The sequence below is a fragment of the Nocardia sp. NPDC051756 genome (genome assembly GCF_040681495.1).
Taxonomy (GTDB): domain Bacteria; phylum Actinomycetota; class Actinomycetes; order Mycobacteriales; family Mycobacteriaceae; genus Nocardia.
Genome location: NZ_JBFAYV010000001.1, coordinates 549,503 through 565,716, shown reverse-complemented (window position 1 = coordinate 565,716; position 16,214 = coordinate 549,503). Strand labels below are relative to the sequence as shown.

Here is a 16,214-nt window from a genome sequence, read left to right as displayed (position 1 = left end):
GCACGGAATCGATCATTCGCCCCGCGCGTAGCGGACCGACGCCGCGACCGATTCCAGGTCGATGTTCAAGCTCGGATCGAGTGCTTGGGCCTCATGGAATTCGAGCATCACGTCGTCGAAGGTGCTGCGGCGCGCGGAGGTGATCAGGGCCTGGCGGACGTAATCGCTCAGCGGCTGGCCGGTGGCGTAGGCCCGGCGGCCGAAGACGGCGAGGGCGTCGGCGGGCAGGTCGTAGATGTCGAAGAGCGCGACGGCGGCCGCATCGATCTCCGGGATCAGTTCGCGGCCTTCGGACTCCAGGAATTCCACGATCGTGTCGTCGGCGCTGCGCCGGCGGGCCAGCGCGATCAGTTCCTCGCGCACGTAACCCAGCAGCGGAACTCCGGCGGCGCGGGCCCGACGGCGCAGCACGGCGACATCGGCGTCCGGCAGGTCGTTCACGTGTAAGTCGGCCATGACCGCCAGCGTAACCCGGCGGCCATCGCCGCACCGCCGGGGATGGGCTGATCGGCTGTGGCCCTGGCCAATTCGGCGCTCAGCCGAAGAACGCCTCGGCCTCGCGGTAGCGCTCGTCCGGCACCCGCTTGAGCTGTTTGGTGGCCTCGGCCAGCGGGACCAGGTCGATATTGCTGCCGTGCAACGCGACCATCTGACCGAATTGCCCGGCATGTACCGCTTCGGCGGCGTGCAAGCCGAACCGGGTGGCCAGGACGCGGTCGTACGGGGTCGGGCTGCCGCCGCGCTGCACGTGGCCGAGCACGGTGGTGCGGACCTCTTTACCGATGCGGCGTTCGATCTCCGCGCCGAGCTGCTGGGCGACGCCGGTGAACCGCTCGTGGCCGAATTCGTCGATCCCGCCCTCGCGCAACGCGAAACCGGATTCCTCCGCCGGATGCGAGCCCTCGGCGACCACACAGATGAAGTGCTTGTCGCCGCGCTGGAAGCGGCGCTTGATCATCGCGCACACCTCGTCGACGTCGAACGGCACCTCGGGCACCAGGGTCAGGTGCGCGCCGGCCGCCATGCCCGCGTTGATCGCGATCCAGCCCGCGTGCCGGCCCATCACCTCGACCAGCATCACCCGCTGATGCGATTCTGCGGTGGTGTGCAGCCGGTCGATCGCCTCGCTGGCGATGCTCAACGCGGTGTCGTGGCCGAAAGTGACGTCGGTGCAGTCGATGTCGTTGTCGATGGTCTTGGGCACGCCGACCACCGGCACGCCCTCGTCGGACAGCCAGCTGGCCGCGGTGAGCGTGCCCTCGCCGCCGATCGGGATGAGCGCGTCGATGCCGTTGTCGTCCAGCGTCCGTTTGATCCGGCCGAGCCCGGCGCGCAGCACGTCGGGGTTGGTCCGGGCGGTGCCGAGGATGGTGCCGCCCTTGGTGAGCAGCCGGTCGGTGCGGTCGTCATTGTGGATCTGGATCTTTCGATCCTCCAATAACCCGCGCCAACCGTCCTCGAACCCGACGATCGCGTCGCCGTAGCGGCCGTTCGCGGTGCGAACGACAGCACGGATGACCGCGTTCAGTCCAGGGCAGTCTCCGCCTCCGGTCAAGACTCCGATGCGCATGGCCGCTATCTTGCCCCGCCGGGCCGCACTCGGCAGGACGACCCCCGGGAAGCCTGGGTTTCCAACCATCTTTCACTGCCCTCAGTAGATATAGACGATCGCGCGCTCGCCGCCGTTGCAGGTGACCAGGCCGTCGCGGGTGACGCATTCCATGGTGTAGTTCTGCTGGGTCGCCGGGCTGAACGCGATGATCTGCCTGGTGCCGTCGGCGTCGGAGCCCTCGCTGTAGGCCTTGCGGAGTTCCTCGGCGAAGTCACAGGTGGTGAACACGTTGCCGATCGCCGAGTAGGTGAAGCGGCCAGCGGGTGGGTACTTCGTCGCGCATCCCTTGGCGTTGTCCGGCACCGGCGCGAGGGTCGGGGCGGCGGGGCCGGGGAAGATCGCGTCGCGCTTCAGCCAGCCGATGGCGCCGGCGAGCGCGAGCACGACCAGGAGCGCGCCGGCCACCTTGACCCACTTGCCCCGGGACCGGCGTTTCGCCGGGCTCGGCGGCTCCGCTCCGGTCGGTGCCGCCACGGCCGGTTCGGGGCCGGTATCCGGGCGACCCGGATCCGACTCCTGGACTCGGTGCGGTTCCCGCCGGGCAACCTCGCCGTGCCGCGGCTCCGGCGGCCGCACAATCCGGTTCGACCCGGGTTGACTGGGCGATAACGGACGTCGGATCGCGTCGGTCGGAAGCGAATTCGCGATCACCGGTTGCGAGCCGACATTCGGGAACACCACCGTAGGCGGCGCCTTCGGCCGGACCGATCGCATTCGATCGGTGGGCAATTCGGTCACCGCGACGACCGCGCGCCCGGTCAGCGCCGACTTCGCCGCCGAAGCCAGCCCGCCCGCGGTCGAGTAGCGATCGGTCGGCCGCTTGGCCATGCCGCGCGCGACCACCTCGTCCAAAGCCGCTGGTATGCCGGGCCGCACGGTGCTCGGCCGCGGTGGTGGCATCGAAAGATGCGAGCGGATCAGCACACTCATCTCGTTGGCCCGGAAAGGCTGTGTGCCGGTGAGGCATTCGAACAGAACGCAGGCCAGCGAGTAGACGTCGGCGGTGCCGGTGATCGGGCCGTTCTCGAAGCGCTCCGGCGCGATGTAGCTGTAGGAGCCGACCGCGGCGGCGCCGGTGCCGGTCATGTCGGGGTCCTTGGCGGACCTGGCGATGCCGAAGTCGGCCAGGTAGGCGAAGTCCGAGGCGGTGACGAGGATGTTGGCGGGCTTGACGTCGCGGTGCACCAGACCTTCCGCGTGCGCGGCGTCCAGCGCGGCGCCGATCTGCTCGATGATGCCGATCGCGCGGGCCGGGGTCAGCGGTCCCTCGCCGCGCAGCACCGAGCGCAGATCGTGGCCGCGGACCAGGCGCATGTCGATGTAGAGCACGCCGTCGATCTCGCCCCAGTCGTGGATCGGGATGACGTGCGGTTCGCCGACCCGCGCGGCCGCCTGCGACTCGCGGCGGAATCGCTGCTGGTACATCGGGTCTTTGGCGAGCGCGGTCGGCAGCAGTTTGACCGCGACGACCCGGTCCTTCACCGTGTCGTAGGCCTCGTAGACCTCGCCCATGCCACCGCGACCCAGCAGCGAGCGCAGCTCGTAAGGACCGAATCGAGTCCCGATCCTCGTCCGCGGTCCGTCCACCCCGTCACCTCCACTCACGTGCGCGACCCGGCGCACCGTCGGCCCTGCGGCCTACATCCGTACGTCGGGATTCTCAGGGGTCCCCGTTACCCGGTCAAGTTCGGCGGATCAGGCGGCGCAGCGGCCGCCGGCCAGCTCGTTCAGGTGCTGGGAAATAACCGTGGAGAGCTTGTCCAGCATGGTCATCCCGTCGGAGAACGCGCCGGAATCCGGCTGCGCGGCGAACGCGACGGCGAGCTGTCCGGTGGGCGTCGAGATCAGCCCGAACTGCCGGACCAGATACGCGCCCGAGGCGTCCGGACCCCAGCCGCCCTTGAACTCGGCGCCGTTGAACGCGCCGAGACCCCAGCGTTGCGCCGCCTGGATCTGTTCCATCAGATTGATCACCGGCGCGGACTGCGGCATGCAGGGCAGCCGGGAGGCGAACCGAACCTGGTCGGCGAGGGACCAATCCGCCTGGCCGAAGGCCGAGTTCTCCGGCCTGGACCGGGTGGCGGGCACGGTGGTCTTGGCGTCGCCGCCCTCCCGCAGCACCGACTGGACCGCCTGCGCCGCTTCCTGATTGGAGCCCAGCGATTGCCACAGCGTGTCGGCGGCGGCGTTGTCCGACGCGGTGATCGCGGCCGACGCGGCATAGCTCGGACTGCCGCCGGTGAGGCGCAGCGCGGCAATCGTCAACGGCACCTTCATGGTCGACCAGGCGGGGCCGGTGGTCCAGTCGCCGAAGCTGACCACCTGATCGCCGCCGACCGGCATGATCGCCAGGCCGAGATGTCCGCGGGTACTCGCCTGTAGCTCGGCCACGCCGGCGGCGAGGGTGCCGGGAACCGTTATGGACAAACCCTTTTGGTCCGCGTGCGACGCGGCGGCGGTAATGCTCGTCTCATCCGCGTCCGAACCATCGCCACCGGATCCACATCCGGCCACCAGGAATACGGCTAATACCGCGCAGCCCAATGCTTTTCGCACACGAGCCACCCGGGGTCGATCAATATACATACACCACCGCATTTTCGCCGCCACTGCACGTGACGAGCTGGCCTTCGCTGAGGCAATTCATCGTGTAGGTCCGGCCGGTGACCGGACTGGTCGCCACGACCGAGCGGGACGCCTCCCGCGACGCCGTGCTCGCGGTATTCGATTCGGCGTACACGCGCCGGACTTCCTCGGCGAACGCACAGGTCGTCGCGGCGGATCCGGTGGCGGACTTGGTGAACGAGCCCGCGGCCGAGCTGCCCTGACTGCACGGCTTGGCGCCGGCGGGCAGGGTGACCGTGGTCGGCTTGGCCGGGGTGGTCGCGACCGGCGGGGCGGACGAACTGCCCGGCGCGGGGGCCTGCGCGCTCGCGGTGGGTACCGGCGCACCGGCTTGCTGGTCGGTCGGTTGCGCGACGTTGCGGGAGGTGAACACCTGCCAGCCGATCGCGCCGACGACGGCGATCACCACGATCACCACCACGCCGATCAGGATCGGCAGCACGACGGAGCGGCGCTTGCCGGACGAGGCGTACGGATCCTCTTCCGGCCCATAGTCGTCGTAGTCGTCCGCGTAGCCCGGCTCCGCGTACTCGCTCTGCGCGGCGTAGTTGCTCTGCGGCGGATAGTCGGGGCGCGAGTGGCTGCCGTGGGCGGAATAGCCACCGGCGCCGTAATACTCGTCAGGCTCGGAATACGCCTCCGGGGCGTTGTAGCCGCCCGGAGCCGAATAAGCCTGCGTGGCCGAGTGATCGGGCGGATAGTCGTCGGCGGGCGGCGGGAAACCCGGCTGGTCCGAGAATCGCGTCGTCTCGTATTGCTGGGGATCCGAGTACGCTTGCCCGCCCGCATACGGCTCACTCTGCGAATAGGCCTGCGCGCCAGGGTGTTCGATATACGCCGTGGGCTGGTCCGAATATGCCTGCTCCCCGGGGCTTCCCGGATACGGCGGTTCGGGTTCCGCCGAATACGGCTGTCCGCCGCGCGGATCCGGGTACGGTCCGCCCGGCTGATCCGAATGCGGCTGCCCGCCACGCGCATCCGGGTACGGTCCATCCGGCCGATCCGAGTACCGCTGGCCGCCAGGCTCGTCCGAGTACGGTCGTCCCCCGCGCGGATCCGGGTATGGCGGGCCGGACTGCGCCGAGAACGGTTTGTCCACCTCCGGATACCGCGGCCCGCCGGGCTGATCGGGATACCGCTCGCCGGGCTGGTCCGGATACGGCTGACCGCCGCGCTGATCCGAGAACGGCTGTCCCTGGACCGGATCCGGATAAGGCTGGCCGACCGGCCGATCCGGGAACGGCTGCTCACCGGATTGCTCCGGATACGCCTGCCCGCCGGACTGTTCCGAGTACAGATGCGCGTCCGGGAACGGCCGCACCGGCGGCAGCCCCTGCTCGGGTGTCCACCGCGCGGGCGGCCCGAACGGCGGCGCGGGCTCTTGCGGCCCCGACAAGGTGGTGAACTGGATCTCGGTCGGCCGCACCATGGTCGGCGCGCCGGGCAGGATCACCGCGGAGATCTCGCCCGTCGACTCCGGCGGCACCGCCCCCGGCGCACGAACCACCAGCATCGGTCCGGTCGGCGGCGGCACGTTGGCCGCAGGTGCGTCCGCGGGAACGTCGGTCGCGGGTATCTCGGCCGTACCGGTCGACGGCTCACTCGACAACGCGGCCCGCGCGGCCAACGCCATCGCGGCGGCGGTCGGCCATCGATCGGCCGGATCCTTGGCCATGCCCCGGCTGATCACCGCGTCCAGCCCGGCCGGGATCCCCGCCTGCTGGGAGCTGGGCCGTGGCGGTGTCTCGGAAAGATGCGACCGGATCAGCACATTCATGCTGGCCGCCGGGAACGGCGACGCGCCGGTCAGGCACTCGTGCAGCACGCAGGACAGCGAGTAGATGTCCGCCCGGCCGGTGACCTGGGCGACGTCGAAACGTTCCGGCGCCATGTAGATGTAGGAGCCGACGGCCATGCCGACCACCGTGACGGCGCTGTCGCCCTCGGTGTGCGCGATGCCGAAATCGGCGAGGTAGGCGTAGTCCGCAGCCGTGACCAGGATGTTCGCCGGTTTCACGTCGCGATGCACCAGGCCGCCCGCGTGCGCGGCGTCCAGCGCGCCGGCGATCTGCTCGATGATGCCGACCGCGCGTTCAGGACTCAGCGGTCCCTCTTTGCGCAGCAGCGTGCGCAGGTCGACGCCGGGCACCAGCTGCATGTCGATGAACAACACGCCGTCGATGACGCCCCAGTCGTGAATGGGGACGATGTGCGGTTCGGCAACCCGCGCGGCCGCTTGCGATTCGCGCCGGAACCGGACCTGATAGGCGGGGTCGCCGGCGAGTTCCTCGTGCAGCAGCTTGACCGCCACCACCCGGTCCTTCACCGTGTCATAGGCCTCATAGACCTCGCCCATGCCCCCCTTGCCCAGCAGCGATCGCAATTCGTACGGCCCGAACCGTGTACCGGTTCTCGGCCCAGGTGCCTCCACCCCGTCAATCCTCCACATCCCGGGCCAGGAGTGCACGCATAACTCTTACGACGCCTGCCCGTCAAAGAGTGGATTCTCCGGGTGTCACCACCCCGTGGTCAAACGCAAAGACGATCGCGGCGGCCCGATCCCGCAGCTCGAGCTTGCCGAATATGTGTCCGACATGGCTTTTCACCGTGACTTCGGAAATACCGAGTTCGCGGGCGATCTCCGCGTTCACCCGGCCGCGTCCGATCAATTCGAGCACCTCGTACTCGCGCGCGGTCAGCTCCGACAGCCGCGCGGTGGTGCGGGTCGGGCTCGGCCGGACGGTCCGGTAGGCGGACAGCACGCGTTCGGTGACCGACGGGTCGAGCCAGGCCCCGCCGCCCGCGACCATCCGCACCGCGCGGATCAGGTCCTCGGCGGGCGAATCCTTGAGGATGAAGCCGGCCGCGCCCGCGCGCAGCGCGCCGGAGAGCAGCTGATCGTCGTCGAAGGTGGTCAGCACCAGCACCGGCGGCGCGCCCTCGCGTGAGCGCAGGATGCGGGTGGCGTCGATGCCGCCGACCCGTTTCATCCGCAGATCCATCAGCACCACGTCGGGGCGCTCGGCCGCCACCGCGGCGAGCACCTCGTCACCGTCGGCGCATTCGCTGACCACGAACCCGTCGCGGCGGCGCAGGATGCGGCGCAGTCCGCCGCGGACCAGCTCCTGGTCGTCCACCACCAGCACGGTGACCGCGTCCTCGGCCCCCGAGGGCGCTGCCGCCGTCACAGCGCCGCTCCTGGCTCGCTGCGGTGTCTCATTGCGCCTCCCGTATCGCCGACGGACCACCGTGCGGCACACCGGCCCAGGACGCGCACACGAATCCGGCCCGCACCGGCGCCAGCGGGATGGCCACCCGGACCGACCAGCCGTCGTCGTACGGGCCGGCGATCATCCGCCCGCCGAGCAGTTCGGCCCGCTGCACCATCCCCGACACACCCATTCCCGCGCCCCGCTGAGCCGGCAGGCCGGCGGGCAACGTGTTGTCCACGGTCAATATCGCCGCCGTGGCATCCACCGCGACCTGAACCAGCGCGGTCGCACCCGGCGCGTGCTTGACCACATTGGCCAGCGACTCCTGCCCGATCCGATACAGCGCCAGCCCGACCGCGGGCGAAACCGCGCGCAGATCCTCGACACCGAGGTAGCGCACGTCGAGCCCGGCCCTGGCGAAGTCGCCGACCAGGCTCTCGATGTCGTCCACGCCCGGTTCCGGCATGTGTTTCGACGGTCGCGCGTCGAGCAACCCGACGGTGCGCCGGATGTCGGCCATGGCTTGCCTGCCCAGCTGCTCGGCCTCGGTGAGCGAGTCCACCGCCTCGTCGACCTCGCGATCGGTCTGCAACGCGTGCCGGGCCGCGGTGAGATGCAGCAGCGTGATGCTCAACGAGTGCGCGATCACGTCGTGCACCTCGCGGGCGATCCGGCGGCGCTCCTCGTCGGCCGCCTGCGCCGCGCGAATGTCCTGATAACCGCGTTCCTGATAGAGGAATCGGCGCTGATATTGCAGCAGCACCCCGGCCATCCACCCGAACGCGATGCTGACCAGATAGGACGGCAGACCTTGAGACAGATTGCCGTACATGTCGAACAGCACCAGTTCGACCATCATCGCCACGGTGGTCGGCACGCTGACCCGCATCCCCGCGATCGCCGACACCTCACCCGCCGCGGCGACCAGCACGAACGGCGCGAGATCCGGCGAGACCGGCTGAACCAGGAACAACGCCTCGGCCGCCATCGCGAACAGCCCGAGCGTCGCGGGTCGCGGCACCACCCCGAGGAACGCGTACATGGGACCGAACGCGGAGGTCAGCAGTACCGCCAGAATCGGAAGGGCGGTCGGAAAGTAGCTGTGCCGCTGGACCGCCGACGCGACCGCGACCAGCATCAGCGCCACGTCGACCACGATGATGACCGACGGCGGATAGTCGAACGGCAGTTCCTCGACCCGGCGCAGGAACGAGGCCACCGGCTGTCTGGTGAAGTCGGCGATCCGGCTGCCGGTGCGCCGCAGCCCCTCTGCCATGCGGCGGTACGCACGGGTCATCGGCCTCGGCTCGCGCGCCGGGGCGGAGACGCCGGTCACACCCATGAGCTAAGGCTAACCGCCCGGTCGCGGCCCGTACATCGTTCCTGGAGCGGGTCGGTTCTCCTACCGTGGGCGGACAAGGATTCGGGTCCCTGGCACGAAGACAACCGGACCCACTCGTCCGTAACGTGAGACACAGCGTCACACGGAAAGGCGAGGCTCATGTCCTGGAAAGATCAGCATGCCCGCACCGAAATCGTGCACGCCGTCCTAGCCCGCGCCGCCGTCGATCCGGCCGATCCCCGGTTGTTCACCGGGATCCCGGAGCTGGAGCGGTTGTTCGGCGACGCGGACGGGTTGCTGCTCGCGCTGCGTTATCGCTGGAACATCCACCTCGACGCGAAGCTGGATCAGGCGATAGCACAGGGACAGTCGGCGCTCGAGGCCTACCTCGAGCTGGCCGCCGAGCAGCCGGTGCTGCGCGCCGTGCTCGACGCTCAGTATCGTCGCCGCCACCATGCGCCGGAAGTCATGGCGCGGTAGTGCGCGACACGGAACTGCTGATCGACCGAACAGAGGGTGGGGCAACGATGCCGGAGCCGGCGATGCTCGAATTGTCCGGGGTCACCAAGGAATATCGGGTCGGCGGGCAGACGGTGCGCGCGCTCGACGGGATCAGCCTGCGCATCGAGCCGGGCGAATTCACCTCGATCATCGGGCCGTCCGGTTCCGGCAAGAGCACGCTGCTGCACCTGCTCGGCGCGCTGGACACCCCGGACGCGGGCTCGATCCGGTTCCAGGGGAACGAGATCGGCGCACTGGACGACGAGCGTCAATCCGAGTTCCGCCGGCACCGGGTCGGTTTCATCTTCCAGTTCTTCAACCTGCTGCCCACGCTGTCCGCGTGGGAGAACGTGGCCGTCCCGAAACTGCTGGACGGCACCGGGTTACGCAAGGCCAAACCGCGCGCGCTGGAGCTGCTCGACCTGGTCGGGCTGAGCGACCGGGCCGGGCATCGGCCCGCCGAGTTGTCCGGCGGTCAGATGCAGCGGGTCGCGGTGGCCCGGGCGATGATCATGGATCCGCCGCTGATCCTGGCCGACGAGCCGACCGGGAACCTGGATTCCAAGACCGGTGCGTCCATCCTCGAATTGCTCGGCGAGATCGCCGGTTCCGGCAATTCGGTGGTGATGGTGACCCACGATATGGGCGCGGTGGCCTACTGCGACCGGGTGATCACGTTGCGCGACGGGCGGATCGGCGCGAACGACCAGGCCGAGCGGTCGGTCAACGCGTGATCGCCGCCGCATGGGATCGGTTGCGGCTGTTCAATATCGGCGAACTCCTCGGGCACCGCGGGCGGACCCTGATGTCGCTGGTGGTGATGGGGGTATCGGCGGGCCTGCTGGTCGCGGTGCTGAGCATCTCCGGTTCGGTCACCGGATCGGTGGACCGGCTGACACACAGCCTCGGCGGCCGGGCCGCGCTGGAGGTCACGGGGGTCACCGATGCGGGTTTCGATCAGCAACTGCTGCAACGGATCGCGGTCGCGCCGGGGGTCGACAAGGCGGTGCCGATGCTGCGCGCGCAGCTCGGCAGCGGGTCCGATCGGGCGTTGCTGATCGGCGCGGATCAGACCATCGGCGCGCTGGGCGGTGAGCTGGCCGGGCCGATGACCGCGCAGGTCGGCAAGCTGATCGCGGTGCCGAACGGGGTGCTGGTCGGGACCGGGATGGGACACGCGGAGGGCGAGCAGTTCACCCTCGGCTCCGGAACCGTCACCGTGGCAGGCGTTCTCGACCCGGCGACGTCGAAGCAGCTCAACGACGGCCATCTCGTCGCGGCGCCGCTCGGGCTCGCGCAGAAGGTGACCGGGCGGGTCGGGCGGCTGGATTCGATTCAGGTCATCCCGACGCCGGGCACCTCGGTGGACGCGTTGCGCACCGAACTCACCGCGGTCGTCGGCGGGCGCGCGGTGGTCGCCGAGCCGAGCCTGCGCACCGCGCAGGCGGGCGGCGCGGTGCAGCTGGTGCGGTACTCCACCATGATGGCTTCGGCTGCCGCACTGATCGTTTCGGCGTTCCTCATCTACAACGCGATGAGCATGGCGATCGCACAGCGCAGGCCGATGCTGTCGCTGTTGCGCGCGATCGGCGGCAAGCGCGGGCCGATGGTGCGCGATCTGCTCGCCGAGGCGGCGTTGCTCGGCGTGCTGGGTGGCGGCGTCGGCGCGGTGCTCGGAATCTTCATGGGGCGCATGGCGATCGGCCAGCTGCCCGCCGCGATCATGTCGTCGGTGGAGGCGCGCACCGAATACCTGGTGCCCGGCTACGCGATTCCGGTCGCCATCGGCGCATGTGTGCTCGCGAGCGTGATCGCGGCCGGGTTGGCCGCGCGCCAGGTGTACCAGGTGGAACCCATCGAGGCGCTGGTGCCGGTCGGCGTCGGCCGCACCGACGCGACCGGTCCGCTGCTGCGGTGGGCGGCGATCGTGGCGGGGCTCGGGCTGGCCGGGCTGGCGGTGATGATCGCCGAGCTGGACCTGGGCCGCTATTCGCTCGGCGCCATTTCGACCGCGTTCGTCGCGGCCATCACGCTGTGTTTCGCTGCGACCGGGCCGCTGGTCCGGGCCGCCGCGGCGACCGCGCGCGCCTTCGGTGCGCCGGGTGCGCTCGGCGCGACCACGCTGGAACGGGCGCCCCGCCGGGTGTGGGCGACCGCGATGACGGTGCTGATCGGTGTGGCGGCGACGGTCGCCATGAGCGGCGCGTCGAAGAACATGATCGATTCCGCCACGGCCACATTCGAAGATCTGGCCGAGACCGATCTGTACGTGAGCCCGGCCTCGATGGCGCAGTTCCCCACCGGACCGTTGCTGCCCGCCGGACTGGCGGAGCAGATCGCCGCGGTCCCCGGCGTCGCCGAGGTCAGCCCGGGACAGATGGCCTTCGCCACCCTCGGCTCCGGACGCGTGATGCTGCAAGGCTTTCCACCGAACGCGCGCCGGACCCAGATGGGCACGCTGGACGACGCGGCGGCCGAGCGACTGTCCGCCGGTGCGGGCGTGGCGATCTCGCGGGATGTCGCGAAATCCCTGGGTGTCGGAGTCGGCGCCCAACTGACCCTGCCGACGCCGACCGGCGAACACACCGTGACTGTGCTGCAAGTGATTCCGTACTTCTCCGCGGTCTCCGGGGTGGTCATGATGGACCTCGACCTGCTGCGCCACTGGTATGAGCGCCCGGGCGAAACGGTCGTGACCGTCAACTTCGCGCCCGGCGCGGATCGTGCTGCGGTACAGGCGGCGATCCGGCAACTGGTCCCGCCGGATATCCACGTGGACACCGGAGCCAACACGGTCACCGCGGCCGCCTCCAGCATTCGGCAGGGCTCGGCGATGAGCAACGCCATCCTCTGGATCGTCGTGCTGGTGGCCACGGTCGCCCTGTTGAACACGTTGATGCTGTCGGTGCTCGAACGCCGCCGCGAACTCGGCGTGCTGCGCGCCATGGGCACCAACCGCGCGTTCCTGATGCGCTCGGTGCTCGCCGAGGCGGCCGGGATCGGATTGGTCGGCGCCGCACTGGGTCTCGTCGTCGGCATCGCCGTGCAATACCTGGCCACCGTCGCCATGGCGCACGCGCTCACCATCGACATCGTCTACCGGCCGAGCCCGATGCTGCTGGTCTACGGCACGGCCGCGCTCGCGCTCGCCTTGCTCGGCTCGATCCCACCGGCGTTGCGGGCGGCCCGGATGCCGATCGTGGCGGCGCTGGCCGTCGACTGAATCGCGTTGGCTACAGCGGCAAGTCGGCGAACCACCCCTTGAACTTCGACTGGGTCATGCCGAAGCCGGAGTCCGGTTGGCTGTCGGTGAGCGTCACCTTGGCGAAGAACAGGTAGCTCGACCGCGCCGGGTCGGATTCGAAACTCACCACCACGAACCCGTCCGGGAACCCGCCGTCGGACTTCTGCCAGCGGTAGGTGGTGTAGGACTTGCCGCCGTTGCGTTCGGTCGACTTGGTGTTCGACGGCAGATCGCGCACCGCCGCCTTGGCGTCGTCGGGCGTCTTGAACGCGACCATGATGAAGTCGGGTTCGTTGATCGGCACACCCCAGCAGTTCCAGCCGGTCGCCCACTTCGGGAAGTCCGGCACGTCGTCGTCGCTGGAGATCTTGTCGCCCGCCTTGGCGGTGTCCAGGAAGCAGGTCTTGTCGTGATACCCCTTGCCGCTGCCGATGCCGAACTGGGTGTCCACGCCCTGCGGCAGGATCTTCGGGAAGGCCTTGGCCACGGTCGTCGGGTCCGCGGGGGTGTCCGACGCGGGTGTCTTGCCGAAGTCGAGCGGGGATGACGGATCCGACTTGCTCAGATTCGCGATTACCACGCCGGCCACCACCAGCACGACCACGACAATGAGCACGATCACCACGATCAGGCCGGTGTTCGAGCGGCGCGCGGGCGGTGGATAACCCGGATTCGCCGGGCCGTAACCCATCGGAGGGGGCGGGAAGGCCTGCACGGCACCGGAGTTGGGCGGGTAACCACCGTTGCCCTGCGGGAACGACTGTCCGGCAACGGAATTCTGCGGCGGCGCCGAGTAGGCCGGGAACTGCTGTCCGGCAACCGGGTTCGACGCGTACTGCGGCGGCGCGTAGGTCGGAGTCGACGTGGCGTACGAGGGCGGCGACGCCGGATACTGAGTCTGGCTGGGCGGCTGCGCGAGCACTGTCGGAGCAGGCGGCGCGGTATAGGGCGGCGGCGCGGGCAATGAAGGGGCGGTACCGGAGAGCGCTTGCCGTGCGGCGGCGGCGAATTCGAGGCAGGTCTCGAACCGCTGATCCGGCCGCTTCGCCATCGCCACCGAGATCACCGCGTCCATCGCGGGCGGCAGACCCGCTCGACGAGCCGCCGCCGACGGCGGCGGCAACTGTAAGTGCCCGCGGATGATGTCGGCCGGGGCGGGCGCGTCGAACGGCGCGATCCCGGTCAGCAGCCAGTACAGCGCGCACGCCAGCGAGTACTGATCGGACCGGTGATCCAGGTGCGCACCGGTCATCTGCTCCGGCGAGGCGTAGGCCAGCGTCGCGGTGAACATGCCGGTCTGGGTCAGGTGCGTGGAATCCTCACGCAGGCGGGCGATGCCGAAGTCGGTGAGGAACACCCGCTCCTTGTGCCCACCGCTGGACCGGGCCAGCATGATGTTGGCGGGCTTCACATCCCGGTGCAGCACGCCCATGCCGTGCGCGTAATCCAATGCCCCGGCGACGCCTTCGATGATCTGCACCGCCCGCTCCGGCGGCAGGTTGTGCGGGTTCACTGTGGCCGCGTCCACTCCGTCGACGTACTGCATGGAGATCCACAGCTGGTCGTCCTCGGTGCCGCGGTCGTAGACCGCGACGATGTTCGGGTGATCGAGTTGCGCGGCCAGATCGGCCTCTCGCTCGAACCGGGCCCGCACCTCGGTATCGGTGAACAGCTCCCGGTTGAGCAGTTTCAGTGCGGTTTGCCGTGGCAATCTGGGATGTCGAGCCAGATAGACCGAACCCATGCCACCCTGACCGAGCAGCTTCTCGATGGTGAATCCGGCGAAAACCGCACCGCTGGTCAGCAACACAATCCCTTCAGGTCAACCGCGGCCCCCGGATGTCACGTCCGAGCGCGTCATACAGAGCTTGGAGCATAGCCGGTAACCCCGTGGCCACGCGGTTTCGAATTCTCGAGGAAAATCGGTGAAACTATGGAGGAGACATCATGGTCACGTCATCGAAGTACGGCGCGTTCATAATGGCCTTACGCCCGGTTACCGATCGGGTCGACCCGATGAGCTAAATTTTGCACCGCCGACTGACAGCGATGACACGCACAATGGTGGTGGGGAGGACGCGTGGTGAAGTCGACGGGAACAGGTTCTGCGTTGCGCGGTGTGCTGCGCGGCACGGCCCTGGTCGCAATGCTCGGCCTGACCTCGTGTGCTCTGCTCCCCGGCGAACACAGCAAGACCGAGCGCCCGGCGGTCGTCGTCGACACCGCGGGCTCGTTCCGTCCCGGCCTGTCGGTGTCCATCCCCGACTCGCTGGCCGCCGACTTCACCCAGCTGCAACCCACCCTGGCCGGTCAGGTCGGCCTGGCGATCATGCCGGTCGGCGGCGGCCGGATGACCATCTTCGGCGACTGGACCAGCGGCATCGCCTGGTCCACGATCAAGGTCCCGCTGGCCATCGCGGCGCTGCGGCACGATTCGGACACCAGCATCTTCGAGGTCGCCGAGGCCGCGATCACGGTGTCGGACAACGATGCGGCCGAAGAACTCTGGCAGTCGCTCGGCGACGGCCTGGAGGCCGCGCAGGCGGTGCAGGACGTGCTCGACGAGGGCGGTGACTCGACCACCGGCGTGGCCGGTCCGCGAACCAAGCTGGACTACACGGCGTTCGGGCAGACCGAATGGACCCTGGCCAACCAGGTGCGCTTCGCCTCCCGGCTGCCTTGCCTGCCACAGACTTTCAAGGTCACCGAGCTGATGTCGGAGATCACGCCCGACCAGTCCTGGGGATTGGGCACGTTGGCGGGCTCCGCGTTCAAGGGCGGCTGGGGACCGGACGACGACACCGGCATCTACACCGTCCGCCAGTTCGGCGTGGTGCCGACCCAATCCGGCATGGTCGCCGTCGCCCTTGCCGCGCAGGCCGATTCGGGCACCTACGACGACGCCACCGCCATCCTGACCCGGATGGCCATTCTGCTCGGCCGGCATCTGGGCGAGCTGCGCGGCGGAACCTGCGCGCACTGACCGGGTTTCAGCCCGGCGTGACCAGCCCGGACTCGTAGGCCAGCACCACCGCTTGCGCGCGGTCGCGCAGGTTCAGCTTCGAAAAGACCTTGGAGACATGCGTTTTCACGGTCTGCTCGGCGACGAACAGCGATTCCGCGATCTCGGTGTTGGACATGCCCTTCGCGATCAGCTCCAGCACCTCGCGCTCGCGTGGGGTCAGGGTGGCCAGCGCGGGCGCTGGCTTGGCCCGGGCGGCGGAGCGGCGGCGGGTGACGTCGGCGATGAGCCGGCGGGTGACCGTCGGGGCGAGCAGGGCCTGCCCGTCGGCGACCACGCGGACCGCGCGCACCAGTTCCTCGGCGGGCGCGTCCTTGAGCAGGAAGCCGCTCGCGCCCAGGCTCAGCGCCTCGTAGACGTAATCGTCGATGTCGAACGTGGTGAGCATGAGCACCCGCACCGGCGGGTCGAACCCGGCGGCCAGGATGAGCCGGGCCGCGTCGAGTCCGTTCATCTCCGGCATCCGGACGTCCATCAGGACCACGTCCGGACGCAGCCGCTTGGCCTCGGCCACCGCGGCCTTGCCGTCCGGCGCGTCCCCCACCACGCTGATGTCGGGCTGGGCGGCGAGCAGGGCGCCGAAGCCCTGCCGCACCATCGCCTGGTCATCGGCGATCAACACGGTTATTGCCACGGACCTACCCTAAGGGGGCATA

At 69.3% G+C, this 16,214-nt stretch carries 13 protein-coding genes; 4 read left to right on the top strand and 9 right to left on the bottom strand.

The window, feature by feature from the left end; all coding sequences use genetic code 11:
- Nucleotides 1-12: 12 nt before the first annotated feature.
- The 7 genes from AB0M22_RS02700 to AB0M22_RS02670 form a co-directional block, all read right to left on the bottom strand.
- Complete coding sequence (locus tag AB0M22_RS02700) at nucleotides 13-456, bottom strand: hypothetical protein (RefSeq protein WP_364720175.1); 444 nt, start codon at nucleotides 454-456, stop codon at nucleotides 13-15.
- 79 nt (nucleotides 457-535) lie between these two features.
- Entirely contained in the window at nucleotides 536-1,570 is a 1,035-nt protein-coding gene (locus AB0M22_RS02695) for an ATP-dependent 6-phosphofructokinase (RefSeq protein ID WP_364720172.1), read from the bottom strand.
- An 81-nt stretch (nucleotides 1,571-1,651) separates the two neighbouring features.
- Complete coding sequence (locus AB0M22_RS02690; protein ID WP_364720169.1) at nucleotides 1,652-3,199, bottom strand: protein kinase; 1,548 nt, start codon at nucleotides 3,197-3,199, stop codon at nucleotides 1,652-1,654.
- A gap of 108 nt (nucleotides 3,200-3,307) precedes the next feature.
- Nucleotides 3,308-4,039: a hypothetical protein gene (locus AB0M22_RS02685; protein ID WP_364720166.1), complete on the bottom strand. Its 732-nt coding sequence runs from the start codon at nucleotides 4,037-4,039 to the stop codon at nucleotides 3,308-3,310.
- 148 nt (nucleotides 4,040-4,187) lie between these two features.
- The gene (locus tag AB0M22_RS02680) at nucleotides 4,188-6,686 is read right to left on the bottom strand and encodes a protein kinase (protein WP_364720163.1); all 2,499 of its coding nucleotides are present in this window, start codon (nucleotides 6,684-6,686) and stop codon (nucleotides 4,188-4,190) included.
- Between the two features lie 43 nt (nucleotides 6,687-6,729).
- Nucleotides 6,730-7,425: a response regulator transcription factor gene (locus tag AB0M22_RS02675; RefSeq protein ID WP_364720160.1), complete on the bottom strand. Its 696-nt coding sequence runs from the start codon at nucleotides 7,423-7,425 to the stop codon at nucleotides 6,730-6,732.
- Between the two features lie 28 nt (nucleotides 7,426-7,453).
- Nucleotides 7,454-8,791, bottom strand: a complete 1,338-nt coding sequence (locus AB0M22_RS02670) for a histidine kinase (RefSeq protein WP_364720157.1) — start codon at nucleotides 8,789-8,791, stop codon at nucleotides 7,454-7,456.
- A gap of 159 nt (nucleotides 8,792-8,950) precedes the next feature.
- Between AB0M22_RS02670 and AB0M22_RS02665 the strand changes: the two genes are divergently transcribed.
- From AB0M22_RS02665 to AB0M22_RS02655, 3 genes are read left to right on the top strand one after another with little or no spacing between them, the layout of a single operon-like run.
- Nucleotides 8,951-9,271 carry a hypothetical protein gene (locus AB0M22_RS02665; protein ID WP_364720154.1) on the top strand — a complete coding sequence of 107 codons (321 nt, stop codon included), beginning with the start codon at nucleotides 8,951-8,953 and terminating at the stop codon, nucleotides 9,269-9,271.
- A gap of 47 nt (nucleotides 9,272-9,318) precedes the next feature.
- Entirely contained in the window at nucleotides 9,319-10,026 is a 708-nt protein-coding gene (locus AB0M22_RS02660; protein ID WP_364721618.1) for an ABC transporter ATP-binding protein, read from the top strand.
- Nucleotides 10,023-12,515, top strand: coding sequence for an FtsX-like permease family protein (locus tag AB0M22_RS02655; RefSeq protein WP_364720151.1), 2,493 nt, complete (start codon nucleotides 10,023-10,025; stop codon nucleotides 12,513-12,515). The genes AB0M22_RS02660 and AB0M22_RS02655 overlap by 4 nt, the downstream gene beginning before the upstream one ends.
- Nucleotides 12,516-12,525: 10 nt before the next feature.
- Here the strand turns inward: AB0M22_RS02655 and AB0M22_RS02650 are convergent, their stop codons facing one another.
- The gene (locus AB0M22_RS02650) at nucleotides 12,526-14,343 is read right to left on the bottom strand and encodes a protein kinase (protein ID WP_364720148.1); all 1,818 of its coding nucleotides are present in this window, start codon (nucleotides 14,341-14,343) and stop codon (nucleotides 12,526-12,528) included.
- 273 nt (nucleotides 14,344-14,616) lie between these two features.
- On the opposite strand from AB0M22_RS02650, the gene AB0M22_RS02645 reads away from it, so the two are divergent.
- Entirely contained in the window at nucleotides 14,617-15,519 is a 903-nt protein-coding gene (locus tag AB0M22_RS02645) for a hypothetical protein (RefSeq protein ID WP_364720146.1), read from the top strand.
- A 7-nt stretch (nucleotides 15,520-15,526) separates the two neighbouring features.
- Here the strand turns inward: AB0M22_RS02645 and AB0M22_RS02640 are convergent, their stop codons facing one another.
- Nucleotides 15,527-16,192, bottom strand: coding sequence for a response regulator transcription factor (locus tag AB0M22_RS02640; RefSeq protein WP_150405426.1), 666 nt, complete (start codon nucleotides 16,190-16,192; stop codon nucleotides 15,527-15,529).
- Between the last annotated feature and the right edge of the window lie 22 nt (nucleotides 16,193-16,214).